Annotated in this window: 18 protein-coding genes and 1 tRNA gene; 8 read left to right on the top strand and 11 right to left on the bottom strand. The window is 61.2% G+C overall.

Annotated elements, in window-relative coordinates:
- Window positions 1-9: 9 nt before the first annotated feature.
- Together dnaE and lon are read right to left on the bottom strand one after the other, a co-directional pair.
- Window positions 10-3,465 (bottom strand): DNA polymerase III subunit alpha, encoded by a 3,456-nt coding sequence (gene dnaE, locus QOV41_RS10780; protein WP_284576504.1) that lies wholly within the window; start codon window positions 3,463-3,465, stop codon window positions 10-12.
- A 369-nt stretch (window positions 3,466-3,834) separates the two neighbouring features.
- Window positions 3,835-6,264 carry an endopeptidase La gene (gene lon, locus QOV41_RS10775; protein WP_284576502.1) on the bottom strand — a complete coding sequence of 810 codons (2,430 nt, stop codon included), beginning with the start codon at window positions 6,262-6,264 and terminating at the stop codon, window positions 3,835-3,837.
- Between the two features lie 244 nt (window positions 6,265-6,508).
- On the opposite strand from lon, the gene rocF reads away from it, so the two are divergent.
- Window positions 6,509-7,507 (top strand): arginase, encoded by a 999-nt coding sequence (gene rocF / locus QOV41_RS10770; protein WP_284576500.1) that lies wholly within the window; start codon window positions 6,509-6,511, stop codon window positions 7,505-7,507.
- A 53-nt stretch (window positions 7,508-7,560) separates the two neighbouring features.
- Here the strand turns inward: rocF and clpX are convergent, their stop codons facing one another.
- From clpX to QOV41_RS10755, 3 genes are all read right to left on the bottom strand, one after another.
- Complete coding sequence (gene clpX / locus QOV41_RS10765) at window positions 7,561-8,838, bottom strand: ATP-dependent Clp protease ATP-binding subunit ClpX (RefSeq protein ID WP_284576498.1); 1,278 nt, start codon at window positions 8,836-8,838, stop codon at window positions 7,561-7,563.
- Between the two features lie 174 nt (window positions 8,839-9,012).
- Window positions 9,013-9,642, bottom strand: coding sequence for an ATP-dependent Clp protease proteolytic subunit (locus tag QOV41_RS10760; protein ID WP_284576497.1), 630 nt, complete (start codon window positions 9,640-9,642; stop codon window positions 9,013-9,015).
- A gap of 248 nt (window positions 9,643-9,890) precedes the next feature.
- Window positions 9,891-10,121 (bottom strand): hypothetical protein, encoded by a 231-nt coding sequence (locus QOV41_RS10755; RefSeq protein ID WP_284576495.1) that lies wholly within the window; start codon window positions 10,119-10,121, stop codon window positions 9,891-9,893.
- A 126-nt stretch (window positions 10,122-10,247) separates the two neighbouring features.
- Here QOV41_RS10755 and QOV41_RS10750 point away from each other — a divergent pair, with 126 nt between their 5' ends.
- Window positions 10,248-11,504: a cytochrome P450 gene (locus tag QOV41_RS10750; protein WP_284576493.1), complete on the top strand. Its 1,257-nt coding sequence runs from the start codon at window positions 10,248-10,250 to the stop codon at window positions 11,502-11,504.
- Here QOV41_RS10750 and QOV41_RS10745 read toward each other — a convergent pair.
- From QOV41_RS10745 to QOV41_RS10735, 3 genes are all read right to left on the bottom strand, one after another.
- On the bottom strand, window positions 11,501-12,976 hold the full coding sequence (locus QOV41_RS10745; RefSeq protein ID WP_284576491.1) for an NAD(P)H-hydrate dehydratase: 1,476 nt from the start codon (window positions 12,974-12,976) through the stop codon (window positions 11,501-11,503). The two genes, QOV41_RS10750 and QOV41_RS10745, sit on opposite strands and share 4 nt — an antisense overlap.
- 96 nt (window positions 12,977-13,072) lie before the next feature.
- Entirely contained in the window at window positions 13,073-14,452 is a 1,380-nt protein-coding gene (gene tig / locus QOV41_RS10740; RefSeq protein WP_284576489.1) for a trigger factor, read from the bottom strand.
- Between the two features lie 46 nt (window positions 14,453-14,498).
- Window positions 14,499-14,583: transfer RNA gene (locus QOV41_RS10735), tRNA-Leu, on the bottom strand.
- 305 nt (window positions 14,584-14,888) lie between these two features.
- Between QOV41_RS10735 and QOV41_RS10730 the strand changes: the two genes are divergently transcribed.
- Together QOV41_RS10730 and glnA are read left to right on the top strand one after the other, a co-directional pair.
- On the top strand, window positions 14,889-15,227 hold the full coding sequence (locus QOV41_RS10730) for a P-II family nitrogen regulator (protein WP_284576487.1): 339 nt from the start codon (window positions 14,889-14,891) through the stop codon (window positions 15,225-15,227).
- Window positions 15,228-15,275: 48 nt separating this feature from the next.
- Window positions 15,276-16,685 (top strand): type I glutamate--ammonia ligase, encoded by a 1,410-nt coding sequence (gene glnA, locus QOV41_RS10725; RefSeq protein WP_284576485.1) that lies wholly within the window; start codon window positions 15,276-15,278, stop codon window positions 16,683-16,685.
- Between the two features lie 61 nt (window positions 16,686-16,746).
- On the opposite strand, the gene QOV41_RS10720 is transcribed toward glnA, so the two are convergent.
- From QOV41_RS10720 to QOV41_RS10710, 3 genes are all read right to left on the bottom strand, one after another.
- A complete protein-coding gene (locus QOV41_RS10720; protein ID WP_284576484.1) occupies window positions 16,747-17,781 on the bottom strand; it encodes a sulfate/molybdate ABC transporter ATP-binding protein in 1,035 nt (344 codons plus the stop codon).
- A 124-nt stretch (window positions 17,782-17,905) separates the two neighbouring features.
- On the bottom strand, window positions 17,906-18,391 hold the full coding sequence (locus QOV41_RS10715; RefSeq protein ID WP_350149790.1) for a group III truncated hemoglobin: 486 nt from the start codon (window positions 18,389-18,391) through the stop codon (window positions 17,906-17,908).
- Entirely contained in the window at window positions 18,384-18,989 is a 606-nt protein-coding gene (locus tag QOV41_RS10710) for a helix-turn-helix transcriptional regulator (RefSeq protein WP_284576483.1), read from the bottom strand. Before QOV41_RS10710 ends, QOV41_RS10715 begins: the two co-directional genes overlap by 8 nt.
- A 162-nt stretch (window positions 18,990-19,151) precedes the next feature.
- Here QOV41_RS10710 and QOV41_RS10705 point away from each other — a divergent pair, with 162 nt between their 5' ends.
- From QOV41_RS10705 to QOV41_RS10690, 4 genes are all read left to right on the top strand, one after another.
- On the top strand, window positions 19,152-19,754 hold the full coding sequence (locus QOV41_RS10705) for a superoxide dismutase (protein WP_284576482.1): 603 nt from the start codon (window positions 19,152-19,154) through the stop codon (window positions 19,752-19,754).
- Between the two features lie 129 nt (window positions 19,755-19,883).
- Window positions 19,884-20,417, top strand: a complete 534-nt coding sequence (locus QOV41_RS10700; RefSeq protein ID WP_284576480.1) for a flavin reductase family protein — start codon at window positions 19,884-19,886, stop codon at window positions 20,415-20,417.
- Between the two features lie 69 nt (window positions 20,418-20,486).
- Window positions 20,487-20,765, top strand: coding sequence for a DUF6894 family protein (locus QOV41_RS10695; protein WP_284576479.1), 279 nt, complete (start codon window positions 20,487-20,489; stop codon window positions 20,763-20,765).
- Window positions 20,766-21,139: 374 nt separating this feature from the next.
- The gene (locus QOV41_RS10690) at window positions 21,140-25,807 is read left to right on the top strand and encodes an NAD-glutamate dehydrogenase (RefSeq protein ID WP_284576478.1); all 4,668 of its coding nucleotides are present in this window, start codon (window positions 21,140-21,142) and stop codon (window positions 25,805-25,807) included.
- Window positions 25,808-25,811 lie beyond the last annotated feature (4 nt).

Genomic DNA, 25,811 nt, shown 5'->3' with positions numbered 1-25,811 from the left:
TGTTTGGTCTTAGTGCAGGCGGACGTCGGTGACGCCCTCTAATGCCTTGATTCCTCCAGCGACCTCTGCAGTGATGCGATAGGTCCCAGGCAGCTCGATCTCGTACTCGCGGGCGCCTTCATCACGAATGACGACAAAGTTGACCGACCCTTCCCCGCCTCGCTTCAGCTGCGCGCTGATCGGCATAAGCGCCCTTACATCAGCCGCGAAAACCGTCAGCCGCCTGTCGACCTTATCGGCAATCCCGTCGATTGGCTCGGCGGTGAGCAGCCGGAGGCTGATGCCTTCCGCCCTTTCGTCGGCGCCGACCTGCAGGACAACGGACTTACCTGGCTTCAGGATTGCCCCGTACTCGTTGATCTGCTCGGAAAAAGCGATGCACTCATAGGTACCACTTTGGTCCGACAGCGTCAGGATCATCATCGGCGTCCCCTTGCGGGTGCGGCGATCGTTTCGCGAAGCAATGGTCCCGGCCAGGCGCCCCGCAGAGGCGCCATCCTTCACCGCCCGCTCGAAGTCGCTCCAGCGCTGCACACGCAGCTTTTCGAAGAGGTCAGAATAAGCGTCGAGCGGGTGCGCCGATAGGTGGAAACCGATGGCCGCCAACTCCCGATCCGCCCGCTCTGTCGTTGTCCAGGCTGCCACACCGGCAGGCAATCGGAACGGCTCCGGTTCACCAGTATCGAACATGTTCCACTGCCCTTCACTGCGTTCAGCGGTGAGTGCTTGGGCTGTGCCGATGACATTGTCGATAGCAGCAAAAGCGATCTCGCGACGTGGCGCCAAAGCATCGAACGCACCGGCACTGACCAGGGTTTCGAGCGTGCGCTTGCTCAACACACGCGGATCGACGCGCCGCGCAAAATCTCCGAGATCCTTGAACGGACGATCACCCCGCACTTCCACGATATGCTCTGCCATCGACCGACCTACCCCCTTCACGGCAGAGAGGCCGTAGTAGACCTTCTGGTCTTTCACCGCGAAGACGACCTCGGATTTGTTCACGCAAGGCGGAACAACCTCGATGCCCTTCTTGCTTGCCTCCCGGTGGAAGTCGGAGAGCTTGTCGGTTTGCGCCATGTCGAGCGTCATGGACGCCGCATAGAACTCATGCGGGTGGTGCTTCTTGAGATAGGCCGTTTGGTAGGACACCCAAGCATAGGCCGCGGCATGGCTTTTGTTGAAGCCGTAATTCGCGAACTTGGCAAGAAGGTCGAAAATCTGGTCGGCAAGACTCTCGCTGACCCCCTGCGGCCCCGATCCCTCGCGGAAACGAATGCGCTGAGCGTCCATCTCCGATTTGATCTTCTTGCCCATGGCACGGCGCAGCATATCCGCTTCACCGAGTGAGTAACCAGAGAGGAGTTGGGCGATCTGCATCACCTGCTCCTGATAGACGATAATGCCGTAGGTCTCGTCCAGCACAGCCTTCAGGGCGGGGTGGGGATAATTCACCGGCTCCCGTCCGTGCTTGCGATCGATGAAGCTCGGAATGTTGTCCATGGGACCGGGCCGATAGAGCGCGTTCATGGCAATGAGATCTTCGATCCGGTCGGGCTTGAGCTCCATCAGAGCTCGCCGCATGCCCGCACTTTCGAACTGGAAGATGCCGTATGTGTCCCCCTGGGCATAGAGCTGGTAGGTGGCCGGATCGTCGATGGGAATGGCATCGATATCGAGCGACCCGCCCGCCTCGTTGACCATGTTAACCGCGTAGCGAATGGTCGTCAGGGTCTTGAGGCCCAGGAAGTCGAACTTCACCAAGCCCGCGGCCTCGCTCCACTTCATGTTGTACTGACAAACCGGCATGTCGGACCGCGGGTCGCGGTAAAGTGGTGCTAGCTCCTGCAGCGGCCGGTCGCCAATGATGATGCCGGCAGCATGTGTCGAGGCATGCCGGAACAGGCCCTCGAGATTGCGGGCGATGGCAACCAGCTCACCAACAGTCTCGTCGTCCTCGGCCATCTGCCGGAACTCAGAGACTTCATTCATGGTCCGCTCGATCGACCATGGATCGGCGGGATTAGCCGGAACGAGCTTACAGATCCGATCTACCTGACCGTAGGGCATCTGCAGCACGCGCCCGACGTCCCGCAGCACGGCACGCGCTTGCAGGGTTCCGAAGGTGATGATCTGTGAGACCTGCTGGTAGCCGTACTTGTCCTGGACGTAGTCGATCACCTCCTCGCGCCGGTCCTGGCAAAAATCGATGTCGAAGTCCGGCATCGAGACGCGCTCTGGATTGAGGAAGCGCTCAAACAGCAGGTTGTAGCGGAGTGGGTCGAGATCCGTGATGGTGGTGGCATAGGCGACGAGCGAGCCCGCACCGGAACCACGGCCAGGGCCGACCGGGATGTCGTGCGCCTTAGCCCACTGGATGAAGTCAGCCACGATCAGGAAGTAGCCAGGGAATTTCATCGATTGGATGATGCCCAGCTCGAACTCGAGGCGCTCGCGGTACTCCTGCTCGGCCTTCCCGGGCGCCAGGCCAACAGTCGCCAGGCGCTTATCCAAGCCCTCCTCTGCCATCCGGCGAAGGGCGGCAGCTTCGGTGGCTACGGCTTCATCCTCGGAAACACCGGGTGCCGCCGCGAACTTGGGCAGAATCGGTTTGCGCTTGAGTGGTCGATAGCTGATGCGCTTGGCGATCTCGACGGTAGACTCCACTGCCTCCGGCAGATCGGAGAACAGCTCCATCATCTCGGCGCGCGTCTTGAAATAGTACTGATCGTTGAGCTTGCGTCGCTCCGTCTGCGCCAAAACGGTCCCGCCGGCAATTGCCAGCAGCGCATCATGGGCCTCGAACTCCTTGGGCGACTTGAAGAAGGGCTCGTTGGTTGCCACTAGCGGAATACCTCTGCGGTAGGCATAATCGATCAGCCGTGGTTCCACAGCGGCCTCCTGTGGACGCCCATGCCGCTGCAGTTCGATGTAGAACCGATCCCCGAAAAGTTCCCTGAGACGATCGAGACGCCGCAATGCATTGGCATCCTGACCTAGAGCAAAGGGCATATCGACTGCCCCTTCGGGACCACCAGAAAGGCAGATGATGCCTTCTAAGCCCTCACGCGAGAGCCAGTCGAGCTGCGCCCGCGACAGGCTGTCTTCACCCTCGAGGTAGGCGCGAGACACCAGGCGGGAGAGATTTTCGAATCCAGTCTCGCTCTGCGCCATCAGCACAACGCTGGATTTGCCTGCCCAGGCCACATGTCCTCGTTCGCTTACCCGCTCCTCCGCCGCAGCGAAGTCGATCGGCAATTCAACGCCGATCAGCGGCTGCATGCCCTTGCCACTCGCCTTTTCCGAGAACTCCAGCGCACCGAAGAGATTGCCGGTGTCGGCGATGCCAAGTGCTGGCTGTGCATCCTCCTTGGCGAGCTTAAGAATCGTCTCCAGCTGCAGTGCCCCTTCGAGGAGGGAATAAGCGGAATGGATGTGGAGGTGAATGAAGCCAGGACCTGTCATGTCAGATCACTACCACTGCTGTGCCTTGATCCTCAAATCACCCCCAGTGCTATCCACAGGGAGCATCATACTAGCCGAGTGAGGATGTCCATCCAGGTGAGGGAGCCGAGAGTGAACGCCCCGAGCGTGACGAAGGCAGCGAAGTCTTTGATGAAAGCGAGCATCTCTGGTCTCCAGTGTTCGTTGTTCGTTCTTGTAAGTTTCCTGTTTGTTCTTGTCCAGTGTGTGTAGCGCTAACAGCGGGGAAAGGCGCCTTCTGGTTAACGTACTGTTAGCATTTGAGGCAGCGCGTCCGCGCTTCGTGTTGCCCACAAAACGAAAACGGCGGCCCCGAGGGGCCGCCGTCAAACTGCATCGGATAAGATGACCTTAGTGCAGGCCGGTCGTGGCTTCGTCGCTGGTCTCAACCGTGGTGGAAACAGCGGGAGTGGCCTCGTCGAAGTTCCACTCAATGGGTTCGGGCTTGCGCACCAGCGCCCGCTCGATCACCTGGTCCATACGGCTGACCGGAACGATCTCCATGCCTTCCTTGACGATGTCCGGAATCTCCTGGAGGTCGCGCACGTTCTCCTCGGGGATCAGCACCGTCTTGATGCCGCCGCGGAGAGCCGCGAGCAGCTTCTCCTTCAGCCCGCCGATGGGCAGTACCCTGCCCCGCAGCGTGATCTCGCCGGTCATGGCGATGTCGTTGCGAACCGGGATGCCAGTCATTACCGAGACAATGGCCGTGGCGAGGCCGATACCTGCAGACGGACCGTCCTTGGGCGTGGCACCTTCGGGGAGGTGGACGTGGATATCCCGCGTATCGAACATCGGCGGCTTGATGCCGAATTCGATCGAACGAGAGCGCACATAAGCCGTGGCCGCGGTGAGACTCTCCTTCATCACTTCCTTGATGTTACCGGTGACGGTCATACGACCTTTGCCGGGCGTCATCACGCCTTCAATGGTCAGCAGTTCACCACCCACCGAGGTCCAGGCTAGACCGGTCACCAGACCCACCTGAGCCTCTGCTTCGATCTCGCCGTGCTTGAAGATCGCCGGACCTAAATACTTGGCCAGACGCTCGTCATCCACGGTGATCGACTTGACCTTGGTCTTGACGATGTCCGTGATGGCCTTGCGCATGAGCTTGGAGATCTCCCGCTTGAGGTTACGGACGCCAGCTTCGCGGGTGTATTCGCGGATGACCTTCATCAGGATCTCGTCGCTCATGACGAACTCGCCATGGGCCACGCCATTCTCCTTGGCCGCCTCAGGAATGAGGTGCTGCTTGGCGATCGCATGCTTCTCCTCTTCGGTGTAGCCCGAGAGGCGAATGATCTCCATGCGGTCCATCAGTGGGCCAGGGATGTTGAGCGTGTTCGAGGTGGTTACGAACATCACGTCCGAGAGGTCATAGTCGACCTCCAGATAGTGATCGCTGAAAGTGTTGTTCTGTTCCGGATCGAGCACTTCGAGCAGCGCCGAAGACGGATCGCCGCGGAAATCCTGGCCCATCTTGTCGATCTCGTCGAGCAGGAAGAGCGGATTGGACTTTCCCACCTTCTTGAGCGACTGGATCACCTTGCCGGGCATGGAGCCGATATAGGTGCGGCGGTGACCGCGGATCTCGGCTTCGTCACGAACGCCACCTAGGGCCATGCGCACGAACTCACGGCCCGTCGCCTTGGCGATGGACTTACCGAGCGAGGTCTTGCCGACGCCCGGAGGGCCAACAAGGCAAAGGATCGGCCCCTTGAGCTGGCCTGTACGCCCCTGAACGGCGAGATACTCAAGGATGCGCTCCTTGACCTTCTCGAGGCCGTAGTGATCTTCGTCCAGCACCTTCTCGGCCAGCACGAGGTCGCGCTTCACCTTGCTCTTCTTGCCCCAAGGCAAGCCAAGCAGGGTATCAAGATAGTTGCGCACAACGGTGGCTTCGGCCGACATCGGGCTCATGCCCTTGAGCTTCTTAAGCTCGCCTTCCGCCTTGGCGCGGGCTTCCTTGGACAGCTTGGTCTTAGCGATACGCTCCTCGAGCTCAGCAAGCTCGTTGGACCCCTCCTCGCCGTCGCCGAGCTCCTTCTGGATCGCCTTCATCTGCTCGTTGAGATAGTACTCGCGCTGCGTCTTCTCCATCTGCCGCTTGACGCGGGAGCGAATACGCTTTTCCACCTGCAGAACGCCGATCTCGCCTTCCATAAGTCCCAGGATCTTCTGGAAGCGCTCGCCGACCGATAGGGTCGAGAGCAGGTCTTCCTTCTCCTGAATCTTGATGACCAGGTGGCTCGCGATGGTGTCGGCGAGCTTGGAGTGATTCTCGATCTGGCCAACTGCGGCAACCACCTCAGCCGAGATCTTCTTGTTGAGCTTCACATAGCTCTCGAACTCAGTCTGCGCCGAGCGAGCAAGCGCTTCGACTTCTGTTGCGTCCTCTTCCGGCTCTTCCAGCACGGAAGCCTCGGCTTCGAAATAGTCGACGGTCTGCAGATACTGATCGATGGTCGCACGGCTGAGGCCCTCGACCAGCACCTTCACAGTACCGTCGGGTAGCTTGAGCAGTTGCAGGACAGTGGCGATCGTACCCGTCGAATAGATCTGCTCGGGGGTTGGATCGTCGTCCTGTGCATTCTTCTGCGTCACGACCAGAATGTGCTTGTCGTCACGCATGACTTCTTCGAGCGCCTTTACCGACTTCTCGCGGCCGACAAAGAGCGGCACGATCATGCCTGGGAACACGACGATGTCGCGCAAGGGCAGAACGGGGTAAACGCGATCCCGGCTGAAGTCGCCGCCTGTGGGATTGACGTCCGTCATCTCGTATCCTTTCCAGGGCGCGCGGGAGGAAGGGAGAGGAGAGCGCGCCCGTGATAGACAGCTCCAACTAGAGGCTGGGCTGATTCCGGTTAATAAATAGGTCCCGCCAACCGGCAGGCAAGTCAACCATTGCGAATTTATGACTGTTGATACCGCTAAGCAGCGGATCCCTGCCCTTCCGTGGTTGCATACAAATGGTCAACGTGGCCCGATGGATGCCAGACCACCAGAAAAGAGAACGTGAATGGCTGAAAACGCCCCCGCCTTCCGGAAGATAGATCTGCTTGGCGTTGCAACTGCCTCTGGCGCCTCGATGCGTGGAGCCGGAATGGGTCCGGAGGCGCTCCGGGTAGCCGGCATCGCCGAGGCTCTGATCGAGCTTGGACACCAGGTAGCTGACCATGGTGATTTGCGCCGCCCCCATCCCGGTCCAAAGGGCGACCCGGCGAGTTGGCGCCTGCCAGAGGAACGTCGTGCCGATGTGCTCGAGCTTGCCGCGCAAGCCAGCGACAGGGGACTAGAGGTCCTGCGTGCGGGACGATGTCCGGTCTTCCTGGGTGGCGACCATTCCATCGCCATGGGCACCGTCTCGGCCGCCGCTCGTCACTGCAGCGCCCACGACAAGCCGGTCTTCGTGCTCTGGGTGGATGCCCATGCCGACTACAACACTCCGCAAACCTCACCCTCCGGCAATCTCCACGGTATGCCGCTGGCTCTCCTCTGTGGCGAGCCCGAGTTCGACGCGATTTTCCGCGGCCCTTGGCTCGGACGCATCGACCCCAAGAACGTCACCATCATCGGAGCCCGTTCGGTCGACCGCGACGAGCGCAAACTGCTCGCCAGCCGAGGTGTGAGCGTTCTGGACATGCGGCGCATCGACGAGATGGGCGTGGTGGCACTGATGCGGGGCGTGATCGACAAGGTCAAGCAAGCCGGTGGACACCTCCATGTCAGCATCGACGTGGACGCCATGGATCCTTCCATCGCGCCTGGCGGCGGTACGCTGGTGCCGGGCGGCCTAAGCTACCGCGAGGCGCATCTCATCATGGAGATGCTCTGTGAAAGCGGCGCAGTCGGCTCCGTCGACATAGTGGAGCTCAACCCATTCCTCGACCATGGCGGCAAGAGCGCCACTCTCCTGGTTGACCTCATCGCAAGTCTCTTTGGACGCACGATCATGGGAGAGGAGCCCGGCCCAATCGAGTTCGTGACCGACGGCGAGGACGCAGAGACCGCCGCCTAAAAACAAAACGCCGGGCTCATCACCCGGCGTTTTCATTTTCTGTTAAAGCTCGATCACGCCCCGGCGGGCATGTCCTCCTTCTTGCGGTCCGAGTAGATGTAGAGCGGACGCACGTCCTTGCCCTTCACCACTTCGTCCGAGATCACCACTTCCTCGACGCCTTCAAGCGAGGGCAGGTCGTACATGGTGTCGAGCAGGATCGCTTCCATGATGGAGCGAAGGCCACGAGCACCGGTCTTGCGTTCGATAGCCTTTTCCGCGATCGCCTTGAGGGCGTCGTCGTGGAAGGTGAGCTCGACTTCTTCCATCTGGAACAGCCGCTGATACTGACGCACCAGGGCGTTCTTGGGCTGGGTCAAGATTTCGATCAGCGCCGCGATATCGAGGTCTTCTAGGGTAGCAAGTACCGGCAGGCGACCGATGAACTCGGGGATCAGACCGAACCGCACCAGATCTTCCGGCGCTACGTCGGCCAAAATCTGGCCAACCCGGCGGTCGTTCGGATCCTTGACGGTCGCCGAGAAGCCAATGCCCGAACCCTCGCCACGCGCCGAGATGATCTTTTCGAGGCCGGCAAAGGCGCCACCGCAGATAAAGAGGATGTTGGTCGTATCCACCTGCAGGAATTCCTGTTGCGGGTGCTTGCGGCCACCCTGCGGCGGAACCGAAGCAACGGTGCCCTCCATAATCTTCAGCAGGGCCTGCTGCACGCCCTCGCCCGATACGTCGCGGGTGATGGACGGGTTGTCAGACTTGCGGGAGATCTTGTCGACCTCGTCGATATAGACGATGCCGCGCTGCGCCTTCTCGACATTGTAGTCGGCAGCCTGGAGCAGCTTGAGAATGATGTTCTCGACGTCCTCGCCGACGTAACCAGCCTCGGTCAGCGTCGTCGCATCCGCCATGGTGAACGGCACATCGAGAATGCGCGCCAGGGTCTGCGCGAGCAGGGTCTTACCCGAACCGGTCGGACCGATCAGCAGGATGTTGGACTTGGAGAGCTCAACGTCCTGGTTCTTGGTCGCATGGTGCAGGCGCTTATAGTGGTTGTGGACGGCCACGGAGAGCACGCGCTTGGCGCGGAACTGACCGATGACATAGTCGTCCAGCACCTTGCAGATCTCTGCAGGGGTCGGAACGCCATCGGCGGACTTGACCATGGAGGTCTTGTTCTCTTCGCGGATGATGTCCATGCACAGCTCGACACATTCATCACAGATGAACACTGTCGGACCGGCAATCAGCTTGCGAACCTCATGCTGTGACTTGCCGCAGAACGAGCAGTACAGCGTGTTCTTGGAGGTTTCGCCGTTTGTTGTCTCTTTGGACATCCTGTCACTCCCGGGAGCGTTGCGCCCCCAAATCCGAGCGCTTTCGGAAACGGTAACGCTCGAGCCTAAAGAAAGTCTAAGCCGAAACGACCTTAAAGGCCGTTCCGGCTTCGTGCAATTGCACTCACATCACAGTCAACGGACTGTCGTGGAACGCTGTTAATGCTGTGAAGTTCAAGCAGAAGCTTCCGGCACGACGCGCTTTTCGAGCACGGTGTCGATAAGCCCGAAGGTCTTGGCCTCTTCCGGAGAAAGGAAGCGATCACGCTCGAGGGCGTTCTCGATTTCCTCGTAAGTGCGGCCGGTGTGCTTCTCATAGATTTGATTAAGACGCCGCTTCAAGCCTTCGACTTCCTTGGCATGAATTAGGATGTCGGTTACCTGGCCCTGGAAACCGCCGGAGGGTTGGTGGACCATCACGCGCGAGTTCGGCAGCGACGTCCGCATGCCCGCCTCGCCGGCCGCTAGCAGCAGCGAGCCCATGGAAGCAGCCTGCCCCATCACCATGGTTGCCACGGCCGGACGAATGAACTGCATGGTGTCGTAAATCGACAGGCCAGACGTCACCACGCCACCGGGCGAGTTGATGTACATGGCGATTTCTTTTTTCGGGTTCTCTGATTCGAGGAACAACAGCTGCGCTACGATCAGGCTCGCCATGTTGTCCTCGACCACGCCCGTGACGAAAATGATGCGCTCCCGCAGCAGGCGGGAATAGATGTCGAAGGCGCGCTCGCCGCGATTGGATTGCTCGACCACCATTGGCACAAGCGTATTCATATAAAGATCGTGTGGATCTTGCATTTGATGCCCCTTTGCTGCGCCGGGTCGCGTGGGTACCGGGCTAGCCAATTTCAGGTAGGACACTGTTCTCGATCGGGTCCGGACATCCAGGGCCCGTTCGAGGGTGCCAATTCGAATCAGCGCGACTGGCCGATTGCAGACTGTGCCGCATTAACGCGCGGTAAAGCCAGAGATAGGCGGCAATGCGGCGAGCTTCAATAGCGCCACCTGCCGACGTGATACTAAGGTGAACAAGCTGGTCGCTCCACTCAGGAAGCGAAGCTCACCGCCACGCCCTTCTTGCGGAAATAGGCCTGCATGAGCTTGCGGCCCTGGCGGTTCGATTGCGCCAGCTTTGACGGCTCGAACACGGCTTCCTTCACGTCCTCGCGCGCCATGGCCTGTTTGAGGGCAGCGATATGCTCGTCCAGATCCTCGTTATCGTTCTTGATCGAGGCGTAGATGTTGTCGATGGCCTGGGCCAGGGTCAGGTCGGTCACGCAGGAAGCTCCTCAGGTCTGTTGCTTCTCAACTAGCGATTTTTTCACGGGGGGCAAGGCGCCCTGGGCATTTGCCTTGATGCGGGGTGAGGACCTAAAGTCTCGCGACCACCAGAATGGACTGATATGGCCGCCATCCTCCAGCTCTCTCCCATCACCGATGTTCCTCCGGAGCGCCGCGCCAGCGCTGCACCGCGTGATCCGGTGTTCTTTCAAGATCCTTACGCCTTCTACGATCGGCTACACGCGTCCAACCCAACCTTCTTCTGGGATGAGTACGGTCATTGGTGCTTTGCTGGCTTCAAGGAGGTCAGCGCCCTGCTCCGCGACAAGCGGTTCGGTCGGGACATTCTCCACGTTTCGACGCGTGAGGAACTCGGCATGCCCGCGCCCAAGCCGCATACTGCCGATTTCGACCTAACCGAGCAGTATTCGCTACTAAACCTGGAGCCGCCGGCGCACACCCGCTTGCGTACGTTGGTGAACCGCGCCTTTGTCTCGCGGCATGTCGAGCAACTCCGTCCGCGCATCGTCAAACTCGCCAATGAGATGATCGACGGTTTCGAACACGAGGAGACAGTCGACCTCATCAAGTCCTACGCCGCGCTGATACCAGCCATCGTCATTGCAGAGATGATTGGGCTACCGGCAGAGATGGCGCCGCAGCTCCTTGCCTGGTCCAACCGCATGGTGGCCATGTACATGTTCGGCGTCACGCTGGAGAGGGAGCTGGACGCCAACGCCGCCGCTGCCGAATTCACCGATTATCTGCGCGGCGTGGTTGCCGAGCGGCGCCGGGCGCCGCGCGAGGACCTGCTCACGCACATGCTGACGGCAGAACAGGGCGCCGAAAAACTCAGCGACGAAGAGGTGATGAGCACCACCATCCTGCTGCTCAATGCGGGGCACGAAGCGACCGTTCACACCACCGGCAATGGGATCAAGGCAATCCTCGAAAGCGGTCTTGATCCACAATCACTATTTGCCTCCGAGCAGCAGACCGAAGCTACTGTGGAGGAATGCCTGCGCTTTTATGCACCGTTGCATATGTTCACGCGCTACGCGCTGAGCGATCTGGAAGTGGCGGGCATTCAGCTTCGCAAGGGTGACGTCATCGGGCTGATGCTCGGCGCTGCCAACCGGGACCCACGGCGCTTCTCCGACGCGAACAGCTTCGATCCGTTCCGAGCCGATTATGCCAATGTTAGCTTCGGCGCTGGTATCCACTTCTGCATCGGTGCACCGCTCGCCCGGATCGAACTTCAGGTTGCTATGCGTGAGCTGTTCCGGCGGCTGCCCAAGCTGAAGCTGGCCGAACCGCCGCGCTACAACGATGTCTACCACTTCCACGGCCTCGAGCGGCTAATGGTCAGCTGGCACTAAAGGCTAGCGAGCACACCTGGTAGCAGGTCCGGCAGATCCTCGCTGATCATGCCGGGCCCTCCGAAGCGGTTGGCAGCCTCGGCGTGGAGCCATACGCCGGCACAGGCCGCCTCCCAGCCCTGCATGCCTTGGCTGAGAAGGCCGGCAATGATCCCCGCCAGGACATCGCCGGCCCCAGCTGTCCCGAGCCAGGCTGGGGCATTAGCATTGATGGCGGCACGCCCGTCTGGAGCCGCGACTACCGTGTCGCTGCCCTTGAGCACGATAACGGCTCCAGAGTGCTGGGCAGCAGCTCTGGCGACCTCAAGCTTGGCGCCGGGCACGTCGCCGAAGACGCGCTGGAATTCTCCACCATGCGGGGTCAGCACGACAGGACGTTCCGGCTTGGCCTTGATCGCCTCGAATAAGGATGGCCCGGTTTCGGCAAAGCTGGTGATGCCATCGGCGTCCAGAACTGTAGCGGCGCCAGAATCGAGGATGGTCATCACGCTCTCACGCGTGGTGGCATTCACCCCGGCAGCCGGGCCGATGACGACGCTGTTGATCCGCTTGTCGGAGAGAAGCTCTGCGAGGCCATCCGGCCCTTCGCCTTGCTTGAGCATTACCGCAGTGACGTGCGCCGCATGTACCAAGAGTGCCTCCTTGGACCCAGCCAGCGATACGACCCCGGCGCCAGCTCGGAAGGCTCCCGCGGCCGCGAGCCGTGATGCTCCGGTTTCAAGTGCACTGCCCGAAACCACAAGGCAATGTCCTCGGTTAAACTTGTGATGCGCTGTATCCGGTCTTGGCACCGACCAAAGATTCGGGCTGTTCTGCCAAGCTGTTGCGGCGATCGGCTCCAGAACTTTCTCAGGGATGCCAATATCCGCCAGAACAACGTCGCCACAAAGCTGCCGTCCAGGCAGCAGCAGATGCCCTGGCTTGAGACGGAAGAAGGTGACGGTCATATCGGCGGCCATCGCCGTGCCGCGTACGGTACCCGTCGCGCCATCGAGACCACTGGGAACATCTATGCTGACCACCGGATGCGGACCAGCATTTACCGCATCAATCAAGCCGGCTAGATCGCCTTCGACGTCACGATCGAGGCCCGCGCCAAGCAGTGCATCGACCACCAGGTCGGCCTCTTCGAGGTCCTCCCGATTTGGAGGCACGACTCGGCCCGTCCAAAGCTCCGCCATGGCAGCGGCGTCGCCGGTCAGCCGCGCCCGTTCGCCAACCAAGCGCAATTGCACCGGCCAGCCCTTCTGCTTTAGCAGGCGGGCGACGACGAAACCGTCACCCCCATTGTTGCCCGGCCCGCACAGAACCAGCACAGAGCGCTGGTAATAGCGTTCGAGAATTGCGTCGACCACCGCTTTGCCGGCTGCTTCCATGAGGTCAATTGACTTCACCCCGACCGCAACAGTGAGGCGGTCGGCCTCTGCCATCTGCTTGGGGGTCAACAGGATATCGGCGGATGGAGCGGCCATAGCGGTCCTCAACGTTCAGGATTCGATCTGCAGTCTAGCACAATGAAAAAGGCCGCCCCTTGCAGGGCGGCCTCAATCTGACTCAGCTATAATAGCTTAGTGGTGGTGTTCCTCGGGAACCTCATCCTCGTCCGCCTGAATCAGCTTGGCGAGTTCGGCGCGGCTCATCGTCTTGTCGGTGACCTCACCTTGTTCGATTACAAAATCGACGACCTTGTTCTCGAACACCGGAGCGCGCAGGCCAGCCAGGGCCTGCGGGTTCTTACGATAATAGTCGTAAACCTGCTGTTCCTGGCCAGGGAAGCGGCGTACCTCGGCAATCAGCGCCTGCTGGTGCTCTTCATCGGTCACGTTGACTTCGTTGGCGTTGCCAATCTCGGCAACGACCAGACCGAGGCGAACGCGGCGCTCAGCGATACGACGGTATTGCTCGCGGGCTTCTTCTTCCGTTGTGCCCTCGTCCTCGAAGGAACGGCCATGGCCTTCCACTTCGTGCTGGACTCGGCTCCAGATGGTGTTGAACTCGGCGTCGACCAGTTGCGCCGGCACGTCAAACTTGTGACCCTCATCAAGGGCGTCGAGCACCTGACGCTTCATGTGCTGGCGGCTCATGGAGCCCAGCGCATTTTCCATCTGCTGCTTGACCGCATCGCGCAGCGCCTGAACGTTCTCGAGGCCAAGGCGCTTGGCGAACTCGTCGTCCAGCTCGCCTTCATTAGGGCCATCGACATGCAGCACGGTGACGTCGAAGGTAGCTGCCTTACCAGCCAATTCGGCGTTCTGGTAGTCTTCGGGGAAAGTAACCTCGACCTGCTTGGTACCGCCCTTCTTGACGCCGATCAGCTGCTCTTCGAAGCCGGGGATGAACTCACCCGAACCAACGGTCAGGTGCGCGTGGTCGGACTTGCCGCCCTCGAACTCCTCGCCGTCGATCTTGCCGACAAAGGAGAGACCAAGGCGATCGCCATTCTCAACAACGGCGTCGTCGCCCTTGTCGGTGTAGCCGCGGTTCTGAGCAAAGACGCGATTGACTTCCGCATCCAGCTCTTCGTCGGTGATTTCGACCACAGGCTTGGTCAGGGTGATGCCCTTGAGCTCCATCAGACTGACGGGCGGGAGCACTTCATACTCGACTTCGAACGCGAGGTCGGCCTTGCCGTCCAGCACGTCATTGATGACGCTCTGGTCTTCGGGCAGATCGACCTTGGGCTGTGCGGCTGCACGCTCCTTGCGCTCATCGAGGGTCTCGGTGACGGTGGTGTTGATGGCATCGCTCATCACCTCGCTCATGGCCGAACGGCCATAGAGTTTCTTGAGGTGGCTCAGCGGCACCTTGCCGGGACGAAAGCCCTTGATGTTGGCCTGGCCCTTGAGCTCGGTGAGCTTGGTGTCGAGGCGCGAGTTGAGGTCGGCGGCCGGAATGGTCACGCTCAGCTTGCGCTTCAGGCCTTCGTTGAGGGTTTCGGTAACCTGCATAGGGTCTTGTCCCGTATTCATTAATCTTGAGGCCAGTGCCTAGAGGTGGTGCGGGCGAGAGGGGTCGAACCTCCACGCCTTGCGGCGCTGGAACCTAAATCCAGTGCGTCTGCCAGTTCCGCCACGCCCGCATAAGACCCGCTGGCCGGGTTGGGCGTCCCTCTAGCCTAAGATAAGGTGCCAGTCAAAGCCTCATTGCAGGCGCCCCCCTGCCGTTCTGCGCGGCATTTGCGCACCAACGGGCGCCCCACAGATGCACACAAATTGTGCAATTTGCCTGTATTTTATGCAGTTCAGCTGCAACAGGGCGTCTGTGTGCCTGATTGGCAGTGCTCAAGTGCCTGAATATGCGCCAATTTCATCTGGACGACCTTACTGGCACAGGCTGTGCATACACGGAGGCGGTACCGCCGGTTTGCGGGAATTGGAGGCTCACATGAAAAAGATCGAGGCTATCGTAAAGCCCTTCAAGCTCGACGAAGTCAAAGAGGCGCTGCAGGAAGTCGGCCTTCAGGGTATCACCGTAACTGAAGCCAAGGGGTTCGGCCGCCAGAAGGGGCATACTGAGCTCTATCGTGGCGCCGAATACGTCGTGGACTTCCTGCCCAAGGTTAAGGTCGAGGTGGTTTGCCCCGATGAGCTCGCCGAACGCGCCATCGAGGCCATCCGCGTGGCCGCGCAAACGGGCCGCATCGGCGATGGCAAGATTTTCGTCTATACGGTCGAACAGGCCATCCGTATCCGTACCGGAGAATTCGGCGACGACGCGCTCTAGGCCGTCCGCCGCAACAACGACAACTAGTTTCACCACAGGGGAAAACTGATGACTACCGCAAGCGACATTCTCAAGAAAATCAAGGATGAGAACGTCAAGTACGTGGATCTCCGCTTTACCGACATCCGCGGCAAGCTCCAGCACGTCACCATGGATGTGAGCGTCGTGGATGAGGACCTCTTCGAAGAGGGCACCATGTTCGATGGCTCCTCGATCGCTGGCTGGAAGGCTATCAACGAGTCCGACATGGTGCTTATGCCCGATCCGAAGTCGGCCTATATGGATCCGTTCTTCGGCGCCTCGACGATGGCCATCAACTGCGACATTCTTGAGCCCCTCACCTACCAGCCCTACAACCGTGATCCGCGCACCACGGCTAAGAAGGCAGAGGCCTACCTCAAGTCCTCTGGTATCGGCGACACTGTGGTGTTCGGCCCCGAGCCCGAGTTCTTCATGTTCGACGACGTGAAGTACTCCAACACCACCTACAAGGTCGGCTTCGAGCTCGATCACCCCGAACTGCCGTCCAACAACGATTCTTCCTATGAAGGCGGCAACAACGGTCACCACATTGGTCTCAAGAAGGGCTACTTCCCGGTTCCGCCGGTCGACAGCGCCCAGGACATCCGTGGTGAAATGCTCGCAGCCATGGCCGACATGGGCGTCGTGGTCGAGAAGCACCACCACGAGGTGGCCTCGGCCCAGCACGAACTCGGCATCAAGTTCGCCCCGATGATCAAGTCGGCCGACGATGTGCAGATCTACAAGTACGTCATCCAGCAGGTCGCCAATTCCTACGGCAAGACCGTGACTTTCATGCCCAAGCCCGTCTATGGGGACAACGGCTCGGGCATGCACTGCCACCAGTCGATCTGGAAGGACGGCAAGCCGCTTTTTGCTGGTGACCAGTACGCCGGCCTCTCGATGGATGCGCTCTACTACATCGGCGGCATCATCAAGCACGCCAAGGCCATCAACGCCTTCACCAACCCCACCACCAACAGCTACAAGCGCCTGGTGCCCGGCTTTGAAGCCCCCGTGCTGCTCGCCTACTCGGCTCGCAACCGTTCGGCCTCCTGCCGTATCCCCTTCGGCCAGTCGCCAAAGGCAAAGCGCGTCGAGGTCCGCTTCCCCGATCCGCTGGCGAACCCCTATCTCGGCTTCGCCGCCCTCTTGATGGCCGGTATCGACGGCATCAAGAACAAGATCCACCCCGGTGATCCGATGGACAAGGATCTCTACGAACTGCCGCGCCAGGAGCTGATGCAGATCCCGACCGTGTCGGCATCGCTGCGTGAAGCTCTCGAGAACCTGGACAAGGACCGCGCCTTCCTCACCGCTGGTGGCGTGTTCGACGACGACCAGATCGACAGCTATATCGACCTCAAGATGACCGAAGTCATCAAGTTCGAGCACACGCCGCACCCGGTCGAGTACGAGATGTACTACTCGGCTTAAGTGCTGATACTGAAACGAAGAAGGGGCCCGCGAGGGCCCCTTTGCTTTAGTTGTGGCAAACCTATTGCGCTGGGAAGAGCTGCCACCGGCGCGGTCGGAAACTCAGGGTGGTCCGCTCCGCCAACGGATGGCCGAACGGCAGGTCGACCTCAACGAATTGCCCAGCCCCTATGTCGAGTTCGGCGCGGCGGGTACCGCTGACGCGGCGGGTCGTCGCCACATTGCCCGACAGAGCCGCGCCGCTGTCCACCAGGTCCACATCATGGGGCCGAAAGAACAGCCGTGCCGGGCCGCTATGCGCCCCCTCTGCCGGTATGCCGATGGGGCGTCCGCCAGAAAGCACTTTGCCATTCTCCACCACCACCGGCACTTCGCTCGATTCACCGATGAAACCGAAAACAAAGGGGGAGCCTGGCTGGTCATAGACGTCGTCCGGCGTGCCGACCTGTTCAATTCGCCCCTGGCTCATGACGCAAAGCCGATCAGACAGCTCCAGCGCCTCCTCCTGATCGTGCGTTACGAAGACAGTGGTGTGGCCGGTGCGATCATGGATTTCTCGCAGCCACTTACGCAGCTCCCGCCGCACCTGAGCATCGAGTGCGCCAAAGGGCTCGTCAAGCAGCAGCACTGCCGGCTCGATCGCCAGGGCGCGCGCCAGCGCCACGCGCTGCCGCTGCCCGCCAGACAGCTGGTTGGGATAGCGCTTCTCCAGCCCAGAGAGCTGGACGAGGTCCAGCAACTCAAGGGCACGGCGACGGATTTCCTCAGTCTGTGGGCGCCTGTCCTTCGGCCGCACCTTGAGGCCGAAGGACACGTTCTCCAGGATCGTCATGTGCCGGAAGAGCGCATAGTGCTGGAAGACGAAGCCGATATTGCGCTCCTGGACCGACTTTTCGGACGCGTCGGTATCGCCGAAGAAGATGCGGCCATCTGTCGGCGTCTCCAGCCCGGCTATGAGGCGCAGAAGCGTTGTCTTGCCAGATCCCGAGGGCCCGAGAAGCGCGATCAGCTCCCCCGACCTGATATCGAGCGAAACGTCATGCAGCGCGGGAAACTTGTCGAATTCCTTGCGCACGCCGGCGACGCGAACTTCCATAACGGCACTCACTTCTGGTGTTTGCCGAAACGTAGCGGCGGAGCCGGAATTCACAAGGCGGGCCGGTGCGTTTGTCTGAACGGGTGTAAAAAAATGTGCTCAGGCAAGCGCCTGGCGGAGTTTCTTACCGTGGCGGTGACCAGATCGAGGTTTCCCGCTCGAGTGGCCCCATGGTGGTGATGTCCTCGCCGCGCCGCATGGCAATGTTCATCCGGAAGCTGTTGCCCACTCGCTCCGACCGTTCGATGAACAATTGCGCGACGTCCGGGGGGCAGAGCTCCTCGACGGTGCTACGGAACAGCGCGAGCCACCGCATGAAGTGTGCGTCAGTTAAATCAGGAATGGCCAAATGCTTGGGCATTGGACGGCCGGTGTAGCGACCGCTGCCGAGTAGCATGGAGCTCCAGAAGTCGACGATGGTTGAGAGGTGCTGCGGCCACGCTTCGGGAGCAATCGCGCGATTGAACACGGGGCCGATGATCGGATCGCGGCGAGCGTCGGCGTAGAACCGGTCGACCACGGCCCGGATCATCTCCTCGGTCAGCGCCTCGGGCGTGTCCCAACCGATGCGGTGCAGGCGCGTGCCCGCGGGGCGTTCCGGCTCACTCACCTGCGACCTCGCGGATTACGTAGCTGCAGCGCCGCCCACCAGATACGATGTGCTCCTCCCGACGCACCTCGGTATTGGGGCCGAGCACCGATCGGAAGACCTCCAGCTCAGCGCGGCAGAAGCCCTGGCATGCGGTTGCAGCGGCACAGATGGGGCAATGGTTCTCCACCAGCAACAGCGAGCCGTCTTCGGCTTCGCGCCACTCGGCCATGTAGCCTTCGGCAGAGCGGAGACGGACCAGTGCTGCCACTCTGCCGCGCAGACCAGCTTGTTCTCCCACAACGCGCTTGTAGGCTGCCTTAGTGTCCGCCTCGCGAACCGAGATAATCTGGTCGAGGGCGTCCTCCCCGAGCGAAGATCGCACAATGTCGAGCAGTTGGACCGTCAAGGCGGCATGGGTGTCCGGGAAGCGCGCCTGCGCTGCCGGTGTGAGCGCCCAACTTTGGCTGGGGCGACCCACGCCCCGGCTCTGCGCGGTTGCTGCAACCAGTCCCTCCTCGGCCAGGCGCAAAAGTTGCTGCCGTGCGGCCTCGCCAGTGATGGCGAGCTTGGTCGCTAACGCGGCGGTCGACATTGCCCCGTGCATTTTGAGCGCCATCAGCACGCGCTCCCCCGGGCTTCTCGGAGACCAGGCGGTATTTTCCAAGGTCTGGCTTGACATATCAGCCGCACAGGTTTTCAAAGTTGTTGCTTGGAAAATAAAGGCAGCCGCGTCGCAAAGCAAGCGCCGCTGATGCCGCAGCCCTGAGGAGCTTAAAAGATGGCGTTTGAACTGCCTGCCCTGCCCTATTCCCATTCTGCCCTTGCCGAACGTGGCATGAGCCAGGAAACGCTGGAACTGCACCATGATAAGCACCACCAGGCATACGTAACCGCCCTGAACGGTTTCGTTGAGAAGAACCCAGATCTGCAGGGTAAGTCGCTCGAAGAGATCATCGCGTTCGCCAACGGCAAGGCGGATCTCGCTCCGGTCATCAACAATGCCGGCCAGCACTGGAATCACATTCACTTCTGGAATGCATTGTCACCTGATGGCGGCAAACTGCCGGGCAAGCTCGAGGCCAGGATCGTCAGCGATCTGGGCGGCGTCGACGCCTTCAAGGAGCAGTTCAAGGCCGCCGCTGTCGGTCAGTTTGGCTCAGGCTGGGCCTGGCTGGTTCTCGGCACCGAGGGTAAGCTCAAAATTACCAAGACGCCCAACGGCTCGAACCCTCTGGCGACCGGCGAAGGCAAACCGCTGCTGGGCCTCGATGTGTGGGAGCACAGCTACTACGTGGACTTCCGTAACCGCCGTCCGGACTACGTCTCGAACTTTCTCGACAAGCTGGCGAACTATGAGTTTGCCGAAGCCAACCTCGGCTAAGCTCCCCGCGAACGGACAAAGGGCTGGGTTAACAACAACCCGGCTCTCCCTGGTGGGATTGGAACTCCCGCCAGAACCACGGATTGAGGATCGCGAGGTGCACTCTTGAACAGCATGGCCGGATTCGACATGCCCGATACCATGGCTTTGCGGCCATCCCGACGTCCCCCCGTGGGCAACGCCGAGTTTCGTGCTGCCATGTCGGCCATGGCAGCGACTGTTACGGTGGTGACTGCCCGCCGTGGCGACGAGCGTCTTGGCCGCACCGTCACCTCCGTGCTGTCCTTGTCAGTCAATCCGCCCGCGATCCTCATCTCCATCGACATGGTGAGCCGGTTGGCGGACGTGATCGCCAAAACTGGCAGGTTCTCATTCGCCATGCTGGCTGAGGATCAGCAGCATCTTGCCGATGCCTTCGCCGGCGCCGTCGATCCCGAAGAGCGCTTCGATGTCGGGGAGTGGTCCGCTTGGCCTTCTGGAAGCCCCATGCTCCAAGGCGCCGTTTCAGCTCTCGACTGTGAGGTCATAGGGTCGATCGAGACTGGCACTCATGTGCTGTTTGCCGGTGCGGTGATCGAGGCCGAGACCATCACCAGCCGCTCGCCACTCCTCTGGCAACGCCATCACTATCATCGGCTCGGCGTGCTCGACGAGGAAGTCTAGACCTGCAAAGCTTGTGAAGGGTGCAACCCCTCTGCGCCCCATCAGTTTCCCGCAAAGAGGGAGGCGCACGTGCCAAAGTTCTATTTTCACTATCGCACCGACGACGAACTGATCCGCGACACAGACGGCGTCGAACTCCAAGACCTGGACGCAGCCGAACACAATGCAGCTGAACTTGGGCGAGCCATTGTTGATCGAGCTGCCAGCACCGGTGGCGATACAGGTTTGCCCCGCTCCATAGAGATCACCGACGCAGCAGGCCGCGAGCTTCTCTACGTCGTCTTCTGGGCTGGTCCTAAGATCGGCGGCATGGGCGGACCTCCGGTTTCACCGGCTACGGTGCACTGATTAGGGCAAACTCCGCCGGCCACTGGCCGTGTGCGGTGATTGCAAATCCAAGGGCAAGGGCCGCGACAAGAGCGACATAGGCAAGGACTCGAGCGATGATCTTCATCGCGATGCTCCACTAGAAGGATGCGAAAAGACTATCAGTTAAGTAGGGATTAACAAGGCTGGTTTGACACCGTCCGGGCTCTGGCAGGAAACACTTTGCTAAGCATGCCCCAGCAACAGCGATGCGATTGCCTTGACGATCTCGCGCGATCCCACAGCGATCACCCCTCGCCTGGGTATGCGGAGATTGCGTCGCAACAGTTTCGCACCAGAGATGTTAGCTAATGAGATGGGCTGAACGCCCGTTGCTGCATACGGAAGGGCACGGCATGAATGCGACGCAGGCGAACCAAACCGAGTTGCTCAAGCGCGCCGATGCGCTAGCGGAGAGCGAACCGGGCTTCGCACTTTTCCTCCTCACGGCAGCCAAATCCAGTGACCCTGAGGATTTGGCACAGGCACCCCTGCAACAGCTCGAGAATCGACTGCGCCGCGCTTTTGCTTTGCTGACGGAGTTCTCGGGAGACGAAAGCCAAGTGGTGATCACCACCTCGACCGATCCGGCTGAGCCGATCATCATCGACGTCATATCTCCCGACATGCCCTTTATCGTGGACAGCGTTCTGGCAGCCGTGCGGGCCTCGGGGGGCACAACGCGCCTTTTCGCCCACCCGATGGTCCGTGTGGCTGGTGGGCAAGTCTCCTCCGATGGCCGGCCACTCAGTCTGTTGCATATCCACAGCGACCCTGTCGCGGATGCCGATGCTTTGCGGCATGAGATCGAAGCAACCATGCAAGAGGTCGTCCAGGCAACTAGCGACTGGAACGGGATGCAGGAGCGCGTGAGCGCCGCAGCCCAGCTGCTCAAGCAGACCGGTGGGGAGGAAGCAGCCCAGTTCCTCGACTGGCTGCTCCAGCACAACTTCACTTTCCTAGGTACCCGGACCTACGACCTGTCAGCGGGCGAACTGGTGCCGGTGGACGGAAGCGGCTTGGGGATCATGCGCGACCCAGACCTTAGGGTCCTGCGCAGCGGACCTGATTTCGTGCACTCCACCCCGCAGCACGCATCGTTTCTCTCCGAACCCGAACCGCTCTTGATCACCAAAGCCAATCTCCGAGCACGGGTGCACCGCCGAACGCACCTCGATTATGTCGGCATCAAGCGCTTCGATGCTGAAGGGAAGCCCATTGGCGAGTTGCGGGTGGTCGGCCTCTTCACCGCCCAAGCGCAAGCCACGCCCCACGCCCAGGTTCCGATCGTCCGGCGCAAGATCGCAGCCGTCATGCAGCGCTCGGGCTTTGATCCGCAGGGCCATGACGGTCGGACGCTCCTTGCAGCACTCGAGAGCTATCCGCGCGACGAACTGTTCCAGATCGACATCGACCAGCTCGAAGAATTCGCCACCACAATCGCTGCTTTGCACGATCGCCCGCGCGTGCGGGTGCTCCCGCGCATCGACCGCTTCGACAATTTCGTGTCGGTGCTCGTCTATGTACCGCGCGACCGCTACGACGCCGAGGTCCGCTCCCGCATCACCGATTATCTCGCCCGCGTCTATGACGGCCGGGTGTCGGCCTTTTACCCGCACTTCCTTGAAGCCTCCCTGGTGCGGGTCCACGTAATCATCGGGCGTGTTGGCGGGCCGACGCCGCGCCCCAACCGTGCCGAACTCGAAGCCGAAGTCGAAAAGCTTACCGCCCAGTTCGGCGACCTCCTGATGTCGGCTGCGCCGGATCCCGCCGCTGTCAGCGATTACCGCAGCGCCTTTTCGGCTGCCTACCAAACCCGCAACACTGCCGCTGACGCGGCGGCTGACATCGCCGTCCTGCAGTCTCTGGGTGAAGGCATTGCGGTCCGCCTCCGCGACTGCGGCAATGGCCAGATCGGCCTGAAATACTACCAGCGCCACAACGCCATTCCGCTCTCCGAGCGCGTGCCCATGCTCGAGGCCTTCGGCTTCCGTGTGATCGAGGAAAGGACCGACACCGTCATCCCGCGCGATCGCACTCGCTACTACGTCCACGACATGAGCGTCGAACTCGCTAATGGCCAGCCATTCGACGTTGCGGGCCGACGTGAAGCGGTTGAAGACGGGCTTCTGGCCGTGTGGGACGGGCGCGCCGAAAGCGATCAGCTCAATTCTCTCGTAACCCGCACTGACCTCGATTGGAGCGACGCGGCACTCCTCCGCGGGCTCTCCCGCTACCTTAGGCAGGTCGGCATCTCCTATTCACAGCGGTACATCGCGCTAGTCCTCGTCACGCAATCGCAAGCCGCCTCGGCCTTGGTCGAGCTCTTCAACGCACTGCATGATCCCTCGACTACCGGCCGCGAAACCAAGGCCGACGCAGCCCGTGCGCGCATCGCTGACTGCCTCGACGCCATGACCTCGTTGGATGAGGACACCATTGTGCGTCGCTTCCTCAATCTGATCGAAGCGGCGCTGCGCACAAACGCCTTCCAGAACGACGCCGAAGGCAACTATTGCCCCGCGCTCGCCATCAAGTTCGACAGCAGCCAGATCGAGGGCATGCCCGAGCCGCGGCCCTATCGTGAGATCTCGGTCTATTCGCCGCGGGTCGAGGGAATTCATCTCCGCTTCGGTGCCATTGCCCGTGGCGGCATCCGCTGGTCGGATCGGCCCGAGGATTTCCGCACCGAAGTGTTGGGGCTAGTGAAAGCGCAGCAGGTCAAGAACGCCGTCATCGTGCCGGTCGGCGCCAAGGGCGGCTTCGTCCCCAAACACCTCAAGGCCGGTATGCCGCGCGAGGCCGCCCAGGCCGAAGGGCTAGCCGCCTATAAGATCTTCATCGGCTCGCTTCTCGATGTCACCGACAATCTGGTCGACGGTCAGGTGGTGCCGCCGCAGGAGGTGGTCTGCCGCGACGCCAGCGATCCATACCTGGTGGTGGCCGCCGACAAGGGCACCGCCAGCTTCTCCGACACCGCCAACGGCATCGCGCAGTCCCGCGGCTATTGGCTCGGCGATGCCTTTGCGTCGGGCGGCTCTGCCGGCTACGACCACAAGGAAATGGGCATCACCGCCCGGGGCGCGTGGGAACTGGTCAAGCGCCACTTCCGCGAAGTCGATCGCGATATCCAAACCCAGCCCTTCACCGTTGCGGGCGTGGGCGACATGAGCGGCGACGTCTTCGGCAATGGCATGCTGCTCTCGCGCGAGATACGACTGATCGCCGCCTTCGATCACCGCGACATCTTCATCGATCCTGATCCCGATCCGGCAAAGAGCTTCGCCGAGCGTGAGCGGCTCTTCAAACTACCTCGCTCCAGCTGGCAGGACTACGACAAGAGCTTTATCTCGGGCGGCGGCGGCGTCTTTTCCCGCGGCGTGAAATCCATCGCGCTCAGCCCGCGGATGCGTGCTGTGCTCGACCTTGAAGGCGAGCATGCCACGCCCGCCGAGATCATGTCCGCCATTCTCCGGGCCCGGGTTGACCTCCTCTGGTTCGGCGGCATCGGCACCTATATCCGCGCCAGCACCGAAACCGATGCCGAGGTGGGCGACCGGGCCAATGACGCCATCCGCGTCGCCGCCGATCAATTGCGCGCTTTTACGATAGGCGAAGGCGCCAATCTGGGCCTGACCCAGCGGGGGCGTGTGGAATTTGCCCTGCGCGGCGGCCGGATCAACACCGACGCTATCGACAATTCCGCGGGCGTTAACTCGTCCGATCTCGAGGTCAACATCAAGATCGCCGTTGCGCCCTTGCTCGCCAATGGCAGGCTGACCCTGGAAGAGCGGAACCGGTTTCTCGCCGGTATGACCGAGGAGGTTGCGGCGCTCTGCCTGCGCAATAACTATCTCCAGGGGCTTGCCTTGTCCCTGACCGAGCGCGAGGGCCTCGGGGCCCTGCCCGACCATCGGGAACTCATGCACGCATTGGAACAGCGTGGGCTCCTCAACCGCAAGGTCGAGTTCCTGCCGACCGCCGCCGCACTCGACCAGCGCGAGACCGCGCTGACGCGGCCCGAACTTGCCGTCCTCCTCGCCTATGCCAAGCTGACCCTCTACGCCGACTTGCTCGACAGCACGGCAATCGACGATCCCTATCTGGCCGGGGAACTCTTCCGCTATTTCCCCGATAAGCTGCACCAGACCTACCCCGAAGCGGTGCAGCAGCATCGGCTCAAGCGCGAGGTGATCGCCACCGTGCTGGCCAATGCCATGATCAATCGCGGCGGCCCTGCCTTCGCCAACGAGCTGATCGCCGGCACGAGCGCGGGACCAGGTGATATCGCCCTCGCCTATGCCGCAACTCGGGACGTCTTCGGCCTGCCCGAACTCAACGCCATGGTCGATGCGTTGGACAATGAAGTTTCCGGCACAGTCCAGCTCGAACTCTATGCCGCCATCCAGGCGCTCCTGCGTCAGGAAGTGCTTTGGTTCTTGCGCAACGAAGATGTTACGCAAAGCCTGTCCGAACTGGTGCAGCGACACCGCGCCGGCGCCGAGTTTCTGCGCGAGCAGATTGGCACGCTGCGTCCAGAGCTGCAGCGCGGAATTGCCGCCACCGTCGATAGTCTCGTGGCCCGCTCGGTACCACCCCAGCTAGCCCGTCGCGTGGCTGAGCTCCCCTTGCTGTCTTTCGCCAGCGACGTGGTCGCTGTCAGCGAGCGCGTGGGCGTTCCCGTGCAGCATGGCGCCACTGCCTTCTTCGGCGTTCTTGCGGCTTTTGATCTGATGAACGTCATCGAGCAGGGCCGCAGCCTCAAACTGACCGATCGGTTCGAACGGATGGCGCTGGATAGGGCACTAGCCAATTTGGTGCGGGCACAGCGGGATCTGACCGTCGATGTGCTCCGGAGTGGCGATGGCAACGTCGCTGAGCGGCTGGCCCATTGGACCGGGGCTCGCCAAGCCGGGGTAGAGCGCACTGCGGCCGCAGTTGCCGACCTGACGCAGGGTACCTTGACTGTGTCGCGGCTATCGGTTGCCGCGGGGCTGCTCGCGGACCTGGCCCGGGAGGATTAGCCAG

Origin of the sequence: Devosia sp. RR2S18 (genome assembly GCF_030177755.1) — a bacterium.
Taxonomy (GTDB): domain Bacteria; phylum Pseudomonadota; class Alphaproteobacteria; order Rhizobiales; family Devosiaceae; genus Devosia; species Devosia rhizosphaerae.
Note: the sequence above shows the minus strand (reverse complement) of the source record. Positions and strands in the feature narration are given on the sequence as shown.